Annotated in this window: 14 protein-coding genes; 7 read left to right on the top strand and 7 right to left on the bottom strand. The window is 62.3% G+C overall.

All coding sequences use genetic code 11. The annotated features are described in order from the left end of the window. Positions 1-282 precede the first annotated feature (282 nt). Positions 283-1,101 carry a DUF3108 domain-containing protein gene (locus BLP76_RS14045; protein ID WP_092814544.1) on the bottom strand — a complete coding sequence of 273 codons (819 nt, stop codon included), beginning with the start codon at positions 1,099-1,101 and terminating at the stop codon, positions 283-285. Between the two features lie 233 nt (positions 1,102-1,334). On the opposite strand from BLP76_RS14045, the gene rpmB reads away from it, so the two are divergent. Further along, complete coding sequence (gene rpmB / locus BLP76_RS14040) at positions 1,335-1,637, top strand: 50S ribosomal protein L28 (RefSeq protein WP_092814541.1); 303 nt, start codon at positions 1,335-1,337, stop codon at positions 1,635-1,637. Between the two features lie 58 nt (positions 1,638-1,695). Next, positions 1,696-2,304, top strand: a complete 609-nt coding sequence (locus BLP76_RS14035; RefSeq protein ID WP_092814869.1) for a VUT family protein — start codon at positions 1,696-1,698, stop codon at positions 2,302-2,304. An 83-nt stretch (positions 2,305-2,387) separates the two neighbouring features. Here BLP76_RS14035 and cobT read toward each other — a convergent pair whose 3' ends face one another. The 3 genes from cobT to BLP76_RS14020 all read right to left on the bottom strand — a co-directional run bounded on the left by cobT (position 2,388) and on the right by BLP76_RS14020 (position 5,966). Continuing rightward, positions 2,388-4,274 carry a cobaltochelatase subunit CobT gene (gene cobT / locus BLP76_RS14030; protein ID WP_092814538.1) on the bottom strand — a complete coding sequence of 629 codons (1,887 nt, stop codon included), beginning with the start codon at positions 4,272-4,274 and terminating at the stop codon, positions 2,388-2,390. Positions 4,275-4,289: 15 nt separating this feature from the next. Further along, a complete protein-coding gene (gene cobS, locus BLP76_RS14025; protein ID WP_092814535.1) occupies positions 4,290-5,276 on the bottom strand; it encodes a cobaltochelatase subunit CobS in 987 nt (328 codons plus the stop codon). Between the two features lie 63 nt (positions 5,277-5,339). Then, on the bottom strand, positions 5,340-5,966 hold the full coding sequence (locus BLP76_RS14020) for a J domain-containing protein (RefSeq protein ID WP_092814532.1): 627 nt from the start codon (positions 5,964-5,966) through the stop codon (positions 5,340-5,342). 74 nt (positions 5,967-6,040) lie between these two features. Between BLP76_RS14020 and BLP76_RS14015 the strand changes: the two genes are divergently transcribed. Further along, complete coding sequence (locus tag BLP76_RS14015; protein WP_092814529.1) at positions 6,041-6,316, top strand: BolA family protein; 276 nt, start codon at positions 6,041-6,043, stop codon at positions 6,314-6,316. Between the two features lie 30 nt (positions 6,317-6,346). Here BLP76_RS14015 and BLP76_RS14010 read toward each other — a convergent pair whose 3' ends face one another. Genes BLP76_RS14010 through BLP76_RS14000 form a run of 3 tightly spaced genes read right to left on the bottom strand, consistent with a single transcriptional unit; the run spans position 6,347 to position 9,378 of the window. Further along, positions 6,347-7,639 (bottom strand): HlyC/CorC family transporter, encoded by a 1,293-nt coding sequence (locus tag BLP76_RS14010; RefSeq protein ID WP_092814526.1) that lies wholly within the window; start codon positions 7,637-7,639, stop codon positions 6,347-6,349. Between the two features lie 3 nt (positions 7,640-7,642). After that, positions 7,643-8,779 carry a 3-dehydroquinate synthase gene (gene aroB / locus BLP76_RS14005; protein ID WP_092814523.1) on the bottom strand — a complete coding sequence of 379 codons (1,137 nt, stop codon included), beginning with the start codon at positions 8,777-8,779 and terminating at the stop codon, positions 7,643-7,645. Beyond that, the gene (locus tag BLP76_RS14000) at positions 8,776-9,378 is read right to left on the bottom strand and encodes a shikimate kinase (protein ID WP_092814520.1); all 603 of its coding nucleotides are present in this window, start codon (positions 9,376-9,378) and stop codon (positions 8,776-8,778) included. The genes aroB and BLP76_RS14000 overlap by 4 nt, the downstream gene beginning before the upstream one ends. A 111-nt stretch (positions 9,379-9,489) precedes the next feature. Between BLP76_RS14000 and BLP76_RS13995 the strand changes: the two genes are divergently transcribed. From BLP76_RS13995 to BLP76_RS13980, 4 genes are all read left to right on the top strand, one after another. Then, on the top strand, positions 9,490-9,633 hold the full coding sequence (locus tag BLP76_RS13995) for a histidine kinase (protein WP_092814517.1): 144 nt from the start codon (positions 9,490-9,492) through the stop codon (positions 9,631-9,633). A 59-nt stretch (positions 9,634-9,692) separates the two neighbouring features. Further along, positions 9,693-10,595, top strand: coding sequence for a site-specific tyrosine recombinase XerD (locus tag BLP76_RS13990; RefSeq protein ID WP_274605723.1), 903 nt, complete (start codon positions 9,693-9,695; stop codon positions 10,593-10,595). Positions 10,596-10,710: 115 nt separating this feature from the next. After that, the gene (locus BLP76_RS13985) at positions 10,711-11,667 is read left to right on the top strand and encodes an acetyl-CoA carboxylase carboxyltransferase subunit alpha (protein WP_092814513.1); all 957 of its coding nucleotides are present in this window, start codon (positions 10,711-10,713) and stop codon (positions 11,665-11,667) included. A 219-nt stretch (positions 11,668-11,886) separates the two neighbouring features. Next, on the top strand, positions 11,887-13,089 hold the full coding sequence (locus BLP76_RS13980; RefSeq protein WP_092814510.1) for a L,D-transpeptidase family protein: 1,203 nt from the start codon (positions 11,887-11,889) through the stop codon (positions 13,087-13,089). The last annotated feature ends 31 nt before the right edge of the window (positions 13,090-13,120 follow it).

Below are 13,120 nucleotides of genomic sequence, written 5' to 3'. Positions count from 1 at the left end.
TTAGCGAGAGCAAGTGACATATGCGGTCGGGGCCTTGAAACAAGGTTAGCAAAAGGCAAACGCCTGCTCGCCGCAGGACGGCAGATGGTTCAAGCATAGGCCGTTTTGACGAACGAATCGCCGACGAATCGGCAGCTTCAACAAGTTCAACTTCCGTTCTCTCCACATATGGGGGATAGCGACCGCACAGTGCAAGATCTGCCTGCCACCGTGCGGCCATGCGCCCTCAATGATCAAGGGGGCAAAGCCGCTTCTTAACGATTTCGTCTCAAAACGGGACATTCACCGCACAGTAAGCCGGTCGGCCGTCGCCGTGAGGACGCCAATTTCCGTTCGCACCCGCATCTTTACCGGTATCACAAGTCCGGCCGTGTCGATCGGCGCGAGCCAGACTTCCATATCCTTGTTTGCCGCCATGAAGCGCTCGCTTTTCTTGTGCGCGCGGTGGCCGGCGATCGGGATATAGCGAACGGCACAGACGACAGCCGGGCCGGAATAGCTCTTTCTCCCGCCATTGTAGCGCTCCGTGCGCGCATAGCGCATCGTGATATCGAAGCGTTTGTTGTTCTCGAAGACGGGCTTTCTTTCTTCGCACAGGTCTTTTCCGCGGCGGCCGGCGATCGGCATCACGAGCGCGCTCAAGGGATCGATCACACCTGTCTTGTGCTCGGGTCTCACCGGGACGCGATCGGCATATTCTTTGGGAGGCTTGTCGGCTTCGAAGCGAAGATCGCTGACACGACCTTTGGCGAAGGAAAGCGACAAATCCTCAGCCTCTCCATCCTCGACCCAATGGCGATGATAGCTTTGCGCCTCTGCGGTATTCGCGAGCGTGCCGGTGGCCTCGACATTGACGCGCGCATCCGAAAAAAGCCGGCTGAAGCCGGTCGCCTTGGCGTATCCTTCCGCATGGTAGCTGCCTTTGTCGACGCTCAGACTGGCCTTTACCTTCCCGACTGGGACGCCCATGAGAGAGGCGCCGTAGCGCACCGTCAGCGTGGCGGCCGCAGCCGGTGGGGCGGAAAGTGCCGCACCCTCCAACATAATGAGGGCTGCGAACATCGGCAGGAAAAAAGCGCTTCGAGTGTGCGGATGCCGCATCGGCGGAAGCTCCTTTTTGGTGGCGGCGCACCCCTATGTTCCGCCTAGGGACGAAAGCCGGCCTTTTTCAGGCCCGTTTTGCGGGTTCATACCAGTCCTGCTGCGGCTGATGACTTGACCCTTGCGCCCACACTCCTTATAGGAGCGCTTTCGAAAAACCGGGCTTGAAGTGCCGTCCCGGCTGCGTCATGCGCAGGACGGTCCGCCCTCCAGATCAAATCATGAGGTTCTCCATGGCGCGCCGTTGCGAGCTGACCGGCAAGGCCGTCCTGACCGGCAACAATGTGAGCCACGCCAACAATAAGTCCCGGCGTCGGTTTCTTCCCAATCTGTGCAACGTGTCGCTGATGAGCGATGCGCTCGGGCGCGCTGTGCGGATGCGCATCTCTGCTGCGGCTCTGCGCAGCGTGGAGCATCGTGGCGGGCTCGACGCTTTCCTTCTCAAGGCGCAGGCCGACGAGCTGTCGCCGAAGGCGAAGCTTCTGAAGCGCGAGATCGCCAAGAAGGCGGCCAGCGCCGACGCGGCTGCGGCCTGAGTTGACGGCGATCTTCCCGACGCACCGGAGACGCGGTTTTCTGACCGCGGTCGCTGCCATGGCTGCGGTCGTAGTGGCGTCGAACATTCTTGTTCAGTACCCGGTGCAGGGGCATATCGGCGGTTACAACTTGGCCGATCTTTTGACGTGGGGCGCGTTCACATATCCGCTCGCGTTCCTCGTCAATGATATGACCAACCGTACCTTCGGGCCGCAGGCGGCCCGTCGGGTCGTGTTCGTCGGTTTCCTTCTGGCCATTATCGTTTCCACCGTTCTTGCCACGCCGCGGATCGCGGTCGCTTCGGGATCGGCCTTTCTCGCCGCTCAGATGATGGATGTCGGTATCTTTCATCGCCTGCGGGCCGGGCGCTGGTGGCGTGCGCCTGTGGTGTCGAGCCTTATCGGCTCCGCCCTGGATACGGTGATCTTCTTTTCCCTCGCCTTTGCCGCGGTTTTCGGAATTCTCGGTGCGAACGATGCTTTCGCGATCGAGACGGCGCCCCTGTTTGGCGCCATTCCTCTGATCGAGGTGCCGCGTTGGGTGTCCTGGGCGCTCGGCGATTTTTCGGTGAAACTCTTGATCGCGGCTCTGGCCCTGGTGCCCTATGGCTTCCTTATTCGCATGGTGACGCCGTGGCAGCCGCACACCGGTGTCGCTCGGGGCTGACAGGGATCTGGGCAAGATGCGGATGAAGCGGGCAATGCCCGCTTTTTTTGTCTCTGGCGTTTTTTTCGAAGCTCTGAGTCTCGTTACGCGGCGCGGTTGCGGCGCGTCCGCGGCGGGCGCGTGACCCCGGGAATGTCCGTTTCAAAAAGCTCGGCCAGCTTTTCCGTCATGGCGCCAGCAAGCTCCTCTGCATCCACGATCGTGACGGCACGCTTGTAGTAGCGCGTCACGTCGTGGCCGATGCCGATCGCCATAAGCTCAACCGGTGAGCGGTTCTCGATCTCGTCGATGACATGGCGAAGGTGCTTTTCGAGATAATTGCCGGAATTGACCGAGAGAGTGGAATCGTCGACCGGCGCGCCATCCGAAATCACCATCATGATGCGCCGCTGTTCCGGCCTTGCCAGAAGCCGCTGATGCGCCCAATCGAGCGCCTCGCCGTCGATGTTTTCCTTCAAGAGCCCTTCGCGCATCATCAGCCCGAGATTGCGTCTTGAGCGCCGCCAAGGCGCGTCGGCGCTTTTGTAGATGATGTGGCGGAGATCGTTGAGGCGGCCGGGATGCGGCGGCTTGCCGGCGCGCAGCCATTCCTCGCGCGCCTGACCACCTTTCCAGGCCCTTGTCGTGAAGCCCAGGATCTCGACACGGACACCGCAGCGTTCCAGAGTGCGGGCGAGAACGTCGGCGCAGATTGCGGCGACCGTAATCGGGCGCCCACGCATGGAGCCGGAATTGTCGAGAAGCAGCGTCACCACGGTGTCGCGAAATTCCGTGTCGCGCTCCTGCTTGAAAGACAGCGAGGCGAACGGGTCTGTGACGACACGCGACAGCCTTGCGGGATCGAGCACGCCTTCTTCCAGATCGAAGTCCCAGGCGCGATTTTGCTGCGCCAGAAGCCGTCGCTGCAGGCGATTGGCGAGGCGGGCGACGGCGCCAGCCAGGCTCACCAGCTGCTTGTCGAGATAAGAGCGCAGGCGGTCGAGCTCTTCGGGCGGGCAGAGATCCTGCGCGGCCACCACTTCATCGTGTTTTTCGGTGTAGACGTTGTAATCGCTGACCGGGGTGTTCTGGCCATAAAAGTCCGGCCGGCGTCCATCGGCAAAGGGGTCGGTCTCAGCCGAATCCTCAGCCTCCAGAAACTCTTCGGTCGTCTGCTCGGTGCGCTCGCTCTCAGAAACCTCGTCGTCGTCCTCGCCGGCAGCTTCCGTCTCTTGCGGCTCGGCGGAGGCGTCGTTGTCGTCGTCGGCTTCGCCGCGCGCACCTTCACTCGTGTCGGAGGTCTCGTCGCTGTCGTCCCCGCCGTCGTCTTCCTCGCCCTCGGCGTCCTGGCCCGCCTCGCTGCCCATGTCGAGGGAGGCGAGAAGATCCCGCAGCGCGCGCGCAAAGGCGTTCTGGTCGGAAATCGATTGTGAGAGCCGATCGAGTTCGGCGCTGGAACGCTCCTCGATGAAGTCACGCCACAGCTCGACAACCTTTTCCGCACTCTTCGGCGGCGCCTGACCGGTCAGCCGCTCGCGCATCAGCAGAGCGAGCGCATCTTCGAGCGGGGCGTCGGCGCGGTCGCGGATCTCCTCGTACTGGCCGCGGTGGTATTTGTCCTCCAGCATCGCGGCGAGGTTTTCGCGCACGCCGGTCATGCGCCGCGAACCTATCGCCTCGCAGCGCGCCTGTTCCACGGCATCGAAGATCGCCCGCGCCTGTTCGCCTTGAGGCGCAAAGCGGCGGTGCATCTTGTCGTCATGGCAGGCGAGGCGCAGCGCCATGGCATCGCCAAGCCCTCGGGTGATGGCGATGTCGTTGGCGCTCATGCGCCGGGCGGGCTCTGGCAGGCGCACACGGTGGCCGAGAAGCTGCGGCCGATCGGACGCGAAGACGACCTCAAGCTCCCGGTCGCCCGCCACCGCCTTCACACAGGACGACAGAGCCCGTTTGAACGGGTCCGTCGGAGTTTCCTTGTCGCGTCCGCTCATGCCGTGTGCCGTGCCTCAGCTCAGAACCAGGTTCGCCGCCGATTCCGGCAACTCCTTGCCGAAGCAGCGCTGATAGAATTCGGCCACCAGCGGCTGCTCGAGCTCATCGCATTTGTTGAGGAAGGTAACGCGGAAGGCGAAACCGAGATCGGAGAAAATCTCTGCGTTCTCCGCCCAGGTGATCACCGTGCGTGGGCTCATCACCGTCGATAGATCGCCGTTAACGAAGGCATTGCGGGTCATGTCGGCGACACGCACCATACGGCTTGCCTGGTCGCGGCCTTCCGGATTGCGCAGATGCGCCACCTTGGAGACGACGATATCGACCTCGTTATCGTGCGGCAGATAATTGAGAGTGGTGACGATCGACCAGCGGTCCATCTGACCCTGGTTGATCTGTTGCGTGCCGTGATAGAGGCCCGACGTGTCGCCGAGGCCCACCGTGTTGGCGGTCGCAAAAAGACGGAACGCCGGATGCGGGCGGATGACCCGGTTCTGATCGAGAAGTGTCAGACGACCGGAAACCTCCAGCACGCGCTGAATGACGAACATGACGTCCGGGCGGCCGGCATCGTATTCATCGAAGACGAGGGCGGTGTTGGTCTGGATCGCCCAGGGCAGGATGCCATCGCGGAATTCTGTGACCTGCATCCCGTCGCGCACGACGATCGCGTCCTTGCCGACGAGATCGATACGGCTGATATGGCTGTCGAGATTGACGCGCACGCACGGCCAGTTGAGGCGCGCGGCGACCTGCTCGATATGCGTCGACTTGCCGGTGCCGTGATAGCCCGTGACCATCACACGGCGGTTGTGGGCAAACCCAGCGAGGATCGCCAAGGTCGTCTCGCGGTCGAAAAGATAATCCTCGTCGAGATCGGGGACGTGGGGATCACCCTCCGAAAAGGCCGGTACTTCGAGGTCTGAATCGATGCCGAAGACCTGCCTGACCGACACCTTCATATCGGGGACGGCGGGGGTGTTCTCGACGGCTTCCTGCATGACAAATTCCTTCTTTCGGCGCCGTATGCGCCGGCTCTTTTCACGGCGTCAGAGAACCCTGATCTAGCAGAAACCGACGCTCTTCAAATAGCTGTAGGCCTGGATAATTTCCCGGAGTTTTTCCTCCAGAGAACGGTCGCCGCCATTGGCGTCGGGGTGATGGCGCTTCACGAGCGTCTTATATCGCGCCTTTACTTCGTCGGGGCCGGCGGTCTCGTCAAGGCCCAGGGTGGCGAGCGACTTCCTCTCCATATTGCGCACGGAGCGGCGGGTCGGCTCTTCGGAGGGCCGGCTTTTAAAGCCCTCGCCGAACAGATGAAACGGGTCGTCGGTCTTGCCGGTAAAGCCGTATTTGGCGCGCCCTCCGGGTCGTGGGCCCTCATCGGAGCGCGCGTTGGATCCCATCCGCCAGGTTGGCCTGTGGCCGATGATCGATTCCTTCTGGAACGATTGGACGTCCGTGTCGTCGAGCCCGGCGAAATAATTGTAGGATTTGTTGTAGGCGCGCACATGCTCCAGGCAGAACCAAAAATACTCGCCTTCTGCGTCGCGTCCCTTGGGGGCGCGATGCGTGGCGGGCGCATTGCAGCCTTCGGCTTCGCAGATGCGCGTCGCCCTTTCTTCCTGCTTGGGCTTCTTGGTTCCCTTGCGGGTTCTAATCTTGTCGAACAGGTCCGATTCAAGCTTCATGGAATCAATATGCCCGCCCCTGCGGGCCCTCTCAAGCCGTACCTCAACGCCAATCAGACAGAACCGGAGGAACGATGAGCGTTCGTGAAAAAATGGAAGACAAACTTAATGGTGCCCTTTCCCCCGAGGAGCTGACCATTACCGATGAATCGCATCTTCATGCCGGTCATGGTGGCGCGCATCCTGAGGGTGAGAGCCACTTCCGCATCCATATTGTATCTGTGACCTTCGAAGGGAAGAGCCGCGTTGAACGCCATCGCATGATCAACGAGATCCTGGCTGAAGAGCTGAAGGCCAGAGTGCACGCGCTGGCCGTAAGGGCGTATGCGCCGGGCGAAGGCCGCCAGTAACGCGGCCGGCCTCTTAATGGACCGGGTGGCCTAGACCGGCAAGCTCGTCGCCGGTGCTGTCGCCACTGGCGTGACCGGGGTTACCCTTATCTGCGTCAGTCGGTTCCGGGTCTTGCGCAAAACCTTGAAGCGGAAACCGTGGAACGTGAATTCCTGTCCCGCTTCGGGAATTGTCTGCGCCTCGTGGATCACGAGGCCGGCCATCGTTGTCGCCTCCTCATCCGGCAGGTTCCAGTCGAAGGCGCGGTTGAGATCGCGGATCGGCACCGTGCCCTCCACGATGATGGAGCCGTCCGGTTGCTGGCGCACGCCTTGGATCTCCACGTCGTGCTCGTCGGCGATCTCGCCGACGATTTCCTCTAGGATGTCTTCGAGTGTGATCAGGCCCATCACCTCGCCGTACTCGTCGACGACGAGCGCGAAGTGAATTTTGCGGCGCAGGAATTCGTTGAGCTGGGCCTGCAGAGACGTTGTGTCGGGCACGAACCAGGGCTTTGAGGCAACCGCCATGATATCGAGAGCCGTCGCGTCGCCGCCGGCTGCCGCAAGCGCCCGCAAGACGTCCTTGGCATGCAGAATTCCGACAATGTTCTCGGTCTCCCCGCGCCACAAGGGCAGACGCGTGAAGGGACTTTCGATCACCTGGGTGACGAGCTTGTCGGCAGGATCGTCCGCATTGAGAGCCTGCATGGCGGTGCGGTGAACCATGACATCGGAGACATCGAGCTCGTTGAGGTCCAAAAGGCCCCCGAGCATGTCGCGGGCACCCTTTTGCACGCTGCCTTCGCGGTGCAGGAGGTCAACGGCGCCGCGAAGTTCTTCGTGGCCCGACAAAAGCACATCGTTGCTTGCTGCCACGCCGAACAGGCGCAAGAGCGCCGATACGAAGCGCTGAACCGCCATCACGACGGGCGCAAAGACCCGTACGACCGTTGAGACGAAGGGAGAGACGGCGAGCGCGAAGCGGTCCGGCGTCGTGATCGCCCAGGTTTTCGGCAAAACCTCTGCAAAGACGAGAACCAGGACCGTCATCACGAAGGTTGCTGCCGCCACACCCGCATCGCCCAAAATGTCGATGAAGGCGGCGGTCGCGAGGGCGGACGCCAGGATGTTGACGAGGTTGTTGCCGAGAAGCAGCGACGAGATCATGCGTTCGCGGCGATCGATCAGACGCGAAACGATGCCCGCTCGGGCATCTCCCGATCGCTCCATCTGGTGCATGCGGGCGCGTGATGCCGCCGTCAACGCGGTCTCCGATCCGGAGAAGAAGGCGGAAAGGAAAAGCAGAATGACAATGGCAAGCAGAGTGGCTGCGAGCCACATGGGTTATTCTCCTGTCTGAAGGGCGGGTGCTGGCTCGGCCGCGAGCTCGCCGGCGATGAACGTCTCAACCGAGTGAGGCGCGACATCCTCAGCGATGAAGGCCTCACCGATCCCTCGGCTCAAGATGAAGGTGAGACGGCCAGCTTTGACCTTTTTATCCTGGGCAATGTGATCCATCAATTCCGAGGTGGAAAATCCCCTTCCCGGAATGCTGTTCATGTGGGTTGGCAGACCCGCGGCGGCAAGATGCCTCTCGACGCGCTCCGCCGTCTCCGGTGCACAAAGACCCTGATGGACTGAGAAACGATGGGCCATGGCCATGCCGATGGCTACACCCTCGCCGTGGATGATGCGGCTGGCGTCATAGTTGCACGCAGCTTCAAGCGCGTGTCCGAAGGTATGGCCGAGATTGAGGAGGGCGCGTGTTCCGGCCTCGCGCTCGTCTGTCGCGACAACCCGTGCTTTTGCAGCCACGCTGCGGCGGATGGCTTCTCCGCGTGCGTCCTCGCCGGAGAAGACGGCCGCTCTGTTCTCCTCGAGCCACGAGAAGAAATCCGCATCGTCGATCAAGCCGTATTTTGCAACTTCGGCATAACCGGCACGAAACTCGCGCGGGGGAAGCGTGTCGAGTGTGCTCGTATCGGCCAGGACCAGCCGTGGCTGGAAGAAGGCTCCGACGAGGTTCTTGCCTTCCGGCGTGTTGATGCCGGTTTTGCCGCCGACGGAGGAATCCACCTGTGCAAGAAGGCTCGTGGCCACCTGGACGAGGCTCATGCCTCTGCGGGTGATCGCGGCGGCAAAGCCCGCGAGATCGCCAACGACGCCGCCGCCGAGCGCGATGACGATGTCGGAGCGTTCGAGTCGGGCAGCAAGGAGCTCTCGCACCACGCGTTCCAGAGTGGAGAAGCTCTTGGAGGCTTCCCCCGGGGCGACAACAATCTCAACGCTGTCGATTTCCGCGTCGCTTAAGGCCTGACGGACGGGTTCGAGATAAAGGCGGCCGACATTTTCGTCGGTGACGATTGCGGCGCGGCGGGCATCCATCCGCGCGGCCATGTGGCGTCCGAGATTGGGAATGAGGTTGGCGGCGACGAGCACGTCGTAACTGCGCTCGCCAAGCTCCACATGTACGGAACTCATGATGGGTTCTCGCTGGTCAGAAATTTATCAAGGGCGGAAAGAACCTCTGCCACGACGGTGTGGTGAGGCACGTCGCGGGAGGGGACCGTGAGCGTGGCAAGGGCGTAGGTGGGCTCGCGGCGGGCGAGGAGATCCGCCAAGATTTCTTTCGGGTTCGGTTTGCGCAAGAGCGGCCGATTCGATCTGCGCCTGACGCGGTCGAAGAGGAGATCGAGATCGGCCTTGAGCCAAATGGAGACGGCGTCGTTGGCGATCGCTTCACGCGTCTCCGCGTCTTCGAAGGCGCCCCCGCCGGTGGCGATCACTGTCGGGCCGGTGGTGAGAAGACGCCGGATGACCTTTTTCTCGCCCTCACGAAAATGCGCTTCGCCGTAAGTCGCGAAAATGTCGGCGATCGTGAGGTTGGCAGCCGCTTCGATTTCCTGGTCGGCGTCTTTGAAAGGAAGGTTGAGTGTCGCAGCGAGGCGGCGGCCGACACTGGTCTTGCCAGCGCCCATCATCCCCACGAGGACGATGTTTCGCGCACCCAAACGCTCGACGACGCGTTCCGCGGCGCCTTCCTCGATGCGTGAATATTTCTTGCTGTCAGTTCGCAACATGCCCCGTCCCGGCCCATAATCGGCTCGCTATAAAGCTTTATCTGTTGCCGTGCATCCCTTGAAATAGCAGCGGAAGCGGCGATAAGAGGCTCACATAAACGGGCGGTTCGAATGCCAAGTCTCTTTCGCTTCTTGTTTGTCATCGCGGTTCTGGCCGCGATCGTCTATGGTGGCATGATAGCGCTGACGCTTCTTGTGGAGCCCAATCCCAGAGAAATGAGCGTGCGTATTCCTGCGGAGCGGGTCAATCAGTGAGTGCAGCCTCGTCCCCAGCGGGGGATGCTCGGCCGCGCCCGCGCCGATCGCGCGATCTTCTGGATATCGAAGCGTTTCTGGAGATGCTGGCGGCTGAGCGAGGCGCTTCTGTCAATACGCTTGCGGCCTATCGGCGCGATCTTCTCGATGCGCTCGGCACGGTCAGTGACCTGCGCGAGGTCGGCGGCGACGGCGTGCGTGACTATATCGGCACGCTTGCAGGGCGGGGGATGAGCCCGGCGACGCAGAGCCGACGGGTTTCCGCGCTGCGGCAGTTCTTTCGCTTCCTCCTTTCCGAAGGGTTGCGCAGTGACGATCCGACGATCGTCCTCGATCGTCCGAAACCGCGGCGCGGCCTGCCAAAGACCTTGTCTGTCGAAGAGGTTGGTGCCTTGCTGGAGACGGCCCGCGCGCGGGCAGACCGCGACGCGCCGCCGGCACGGCGCCTGGCGGCGACGCGCATGCGGGCGCTTTTGGAGCTTCTCTATGCCACCGGCTTGCGCGTTTCGGAGCTTGTGGGGCTGCCGGCGAGTGCTGCGACCGGAGAGCGCCCTTTCCTGATCGTGACCGGCAAAGGTGGGCGCGAGCGGCTCGTGCCCTTGAACGAAGAAGCCCGTCTTGCGATGCGCGATTACCGCGCACTTCTCGGTGAACGGCAGGCCGGCCGAAGTCCGTTTCTATTTCCGGCGGCGTCGGCCTGCGGGCATCTGACGCGCCAGGCTTTCGCGTGTGACTTGAAAGAGGTTGGAATCGAGGCCGGCATATCGCCGACGCGCCTGTCTCCGCATGTTTTGCGTCACGCTTTCGCGACGCATCTTCTGTCAGGCGGCGCCGATCTCAGAGCTGTGCAGACATTGCTCGGCCATGCCGACATTTCGACGACCCAGATTTATACCCATATTCTGGAGGAGCGCATGAAGTCGCTCGTCCAGGAGCATCACCCTCTCGGGCGCATGCGCTGATGATGTCGCCCTCAAAGCGCGACTGGCGATGAGATGGGGGCCGATTGTCGCCTCCGCTTGACTTGACAACGCCCCATCGCCAGTTTGCGGCCACCTTAAGGATCAACTGCCTTACATGCGCCACTTCCTCGATTTTGAAAAACCCGTTGCTGACCTAGAAGGCCAGATTCAGGAACTGCGTCGGCTGCAGGAAAGCGATGACAGCGTTTCCACCGACGAGGAAATCGCCAATCTGGAAACCAAAGCGCGGGATGCGCTGAAGGGCCTCTATGCCAAGCTGACACCCTGGCAGAAGGCGCTCGTCGCCCGCCATCCCGACCGGCCGCATGCGAGCCGCTACATCTCCGCGCTGATCAAGGATTTCACGCTGCTTGCCGGCGACCGGAAATTTGCCGAAGACCGCGCGGTTCTCGCGGGGCTCGGGCGCTTTCGTGGCGAGCCGGTGGCCGTCCTCGGCCAGGAGAAGGGGTTCGACACGCAGTCGCGCCTCCGACACAATTTCGGCATGGGCCGGCCGGAGGGCTACCGCAAGGCGGTGAGGCTCATGGAAATGGCCGATCGTTTCGGCCTGCCGGTCATCGCTTTCGTAGATACTGCAGGGGCTTACCCGGGTGTCGGGGCTGAGGAACGCGGCCAGGCGGAGGCGATCGCGCGCTCCACGGAAGCCTGTCTCGGGCTTGGTGTGCCGAATGTCTCCGTCATCATCGGAGAGGGCGGGTCGGGGGGCGCGATCGCGCTCGCGACGGCCAATCGCGTCTATATGCTGGAGCACGCCATCTATTCGGTGATTTCCCCGGAAGGGGCCGCGTCGATCCTGTGGCGGGATTCCACGCGCGCCGAAGAGGCCGCCACCGCGATGAAGGTGACGGCGGAAGATCTCAAGAATCTCAAGGTGATAGACTCTATCATCAACGAGCCGCTGGGCGGCGCGCACCGCGATCCGGACGCCGTGATCGCGGCCGTGGGCGATGTCATCGCCGGCGCGCTCGGCGAATTCCGCGGCCTGCCGGCGCACGATATTCGCCTGCAGCGGCGGGAAAAATTCCTGGCTATCGGGCGCAGTCTCGGCTGATTCCGCGGTCTCAAGCCGCGTCGGGAGATTTTTGGCCAATTTGACCGGGGAAAAGTGCCGCAGACCGCGAAATTCGCGGTGTCTGCGACGATTCCGTCACACTCGGCGAAATTCGCGGTCTCTCCAGCAGGAAATCGCCGCATTTCATTGGCTTAAACCTCCCGGCAACGATATGCCTTTAGAAATCCGCAAGAGACAGGGGAAGAGGCTCTTCGGGTCATGATGACAGCACTTATTTCACGCGCTGCGCGCGTCGCGGCTCTCATCGTTACAGGTCTGGCGGTTCTCATCCTGGCCGGCTGCAACGATTTCGAGGGCATGGCCAAGCATCTTCGGCCGCTTTCGCATTCCACCAAAGCGCTCATCGCCAAGAAGGGCATGAGCGAGACGAGCCCGATCCTTGTTCGCCTGTTCAAGGAGGAATCGCAGCTTGAGGTGTGGAAGCAGGAGAAGGCGACCGGTCGCTATGCGCTTCTCAAAACCTACGACATCTGCAAATGGTCGGGTAAGCTCGGGCCGAAGCAGAAGGAGGGCGACCGCCAGGCGCCGGAAGGTTTCTACACCATCACGCCGGCGCAGCTGAATCCGAAGTCCTCCTATTATCTGTCGTTCAACATGGGCTATCCGAACGCCTATGACCGTTCTCTCGGGCGCACCGGCTCGCATCTGATGGTGCACGGCGCCTGCTCGTCGCGCGGCTGCTACGCCATGGACGACGACCAGATCCAGGAAATCTACACGCTGGCGCGGCTCGCCTTCCAGGGCGGCCAGAAATCCTTCCAGGTGCATGCCTTCCCGTTCCGCATGACGCCGGAAAATCTCGCCAAGCATCGCCGCAACGACAATTACGCCTTCTGGAAGATGCTGAAAGAGGGCAGCGACGTCTTCGAGCTCACCCGCCAGGAGCCGAAAGTGGCCGTGTGTTCGAAGCAATATGTCTTCGGCACCGAGCGCCAGGCCGGCATGAGCTATTCGCCGAGCGCCTCCTGCGCGCCGAAGGTGGACGATTCGGTTCGTCTCGCCGTCGCCAAAAAGCGCGCCGAGGACGAGCTGCGCGAAGACAAGATCGCCAGCAGCCTCAACGACCGCGACTATGCCAAGATCGCCGTCGCCGACCTGATGCGCGATCCGCGGCAGAAGAACGAGGTGCCGCCGACGCTTCTGGCGCTTGCCCGCGGCACGATGCCGGCCGAGGCGGCGACGCCGAAGGCGCCGCAGAATGCCCCGATGTCGACGCCGGCCGACGCGCCGGTGATGACGGCGAGCATTCCGGAACGCTCCGAAGGCGGCAAGACGGGTGCGGAGACCGAGCTCGCATCTGAGACCCCGACAGGCGAAGGGCCGGGTATGGCAACCGCCTACGCACCGCAGCAGGAGGAGGATGCCGGCCTCTTGTCGCGGCTGATCAAGAAGGTCTGGTAGAACGATCCTCGCTGGCCGCGCCTGCAGGGCC

Source organism: Afifella marina DSM 2698, from assembly GCF_900102695.1.
GTDB classification, from domain to species: domain Bacteria; phylum Pseudomonadota; class Alphaproteobacteria; order Rhizobiales; family Afifellaceae; genus Afifella; species Afifella marina.
The sequence above is the reverse complement of the archived record's forward strand: the minus strand, read 5'-3'. Positions and strand labels throughout refer to the sequence as shown.

Coding starts and splice junctions, on each gene's coding strand:
- BLP76_RS13995 (WP_092814517.1), top strand. CDS start 9,490: ATGCCAAGTCTCTTTCGCTTCTTGTTTGTCATCGCGGTTCTGGCCGCG.
- cobT (WP_092814538.1), bottom strand. CDS start 4,274: ATGAGCGGACGCGACAAGGAAACTCCGACGGACCCGTTCAAACGGGCT.
- BLP76_RS13980 (WP_092814510.1), top strand. CDS start 11,887: ATGATGACAGCACTTATTTCACGCGCTGCGCGCGTCGCGGCTCTCATC.
- BLP76_RS14020 (WP_092814532.1), bottom strand. CDS start 5,966: ATGAAGCTTGAATCGGACCTGTTCGACAAGATTAGAACCCGCAAGGGA.
- BLP76_RS14035 (WP_092814869.1), top strand. CDS start 1,696: ATGGCTGCGGTCGTAGTGGCGTCGAACATTCTTGTTCAGTACCCGGTG.
- BLP76_RS13985 (WP_092814513.1), top strand. CDS start 10,711: ATGCGCCACTTCCTCGATTTTGAAAAACCCGTTGCTGACCTAGAAGGC.
- BLP76_RS14045 (WP_092814544.1), bottom strand. CDS start 1,101: ATGCGGCATCCGCACACTCGAAGCGCTTTTTTCCTGCCGATGTTCGCA.
- rpmB (WP_092814541.1), top strand. CDS start 1,335: ATGGCGCGCCGTTGCGAGCTGACCGGCAAGGCCGTCCTGACCGGCAAC.
- BLP76_RS14010 (WP_092814526.1), bottom strand. CDS start 7,639: ATGTGGCTCGCAGCCACTCTGCTTGCCATTGTCATTCTGCTTTTCCTT.
- cobS (WP_092814535.1), bottom strand. CDS start 5,276: ATGCAGGAAGCCGTCGAGAACACCCCCGCCGTCCCCGATATGAAGGTG.
- BLP76_RS14015 (WP_092814529.1), top strand. CDS start 6,041: ATGAGCGTTCGTGAAAAAATGGAAGACAAACTTAATGGTGCCCTTTCC.
- aroB (WP_092814523.1), bottom strand. CDS start 8,779: ATGAGTTCCGTACATGTGGAGCTTGGCGAGCGCAGTTACGACGTGCTC.
- BLP76_RS14000 (WP_092814520.1), bottom strand. CDS start 9,378: ATGTTGCGAACTGACAGCAAGAAATATTCACGCATCGAGGAAGGCGCC.